The sequence below is a fragment of the Bilifractor sp. LCP19S3_H10 genome (genome assembly GCF_052119185.1).
Classification (GTDB): Bacteria; Bacillota; Clostridia; order Lachnospirales; family Lachnospiraceae; genus Bilifractor.
Genome location: NZ_JBQKFT010000087.1, coordinates 1 through 308, shown reverse-complemented (window position 1 = coordinate 308; position 308 = coordinate 1). Strand labels below are relative to the sequence as shown.

At 45.5% G+C, this 308-nt stretch carries 1 rRNA gene; it reads right to left on the bottom strand.

Annotated features, from left to right (window positions below):
* Nucleotides 1-208: 208 nt before the first annotated feature.
* Nucleotides 209-308 (bottom strand): 5S ribosomal RNA (gene rrf / locus ACTQZS_RS15545); the annotation flags it as partial.

The window sequence follows — 308 nt, the reverse complement described above, 5'->3', positions numbered from 1 at the left end:
CTTTTTGGAATCGTTTGTGTATTCAGTTTTCAAGGTACGTATCTGGCTTTATCAGCCATACCAGCCGAAAAGTTTATCTTCTCAGCTCGTATCACCGGTAAAGCTTTTGCTTTCCCAGCAGCAGGTGATTTCCACTCTTATAAGAAACTTGCGTTCTTATAAGGAGAGATTTCCACTCGCTTTATTGTATGTTTATATGTTGTAAGGATGCTGGCGGCCGCCTATCTTTCCATACTGTCTCCGGCATAGTATTTTCGGCCGCCCGGGTCTTAACCATCGTGTTCGGAATGGGAACGGGTGTCTCCCCC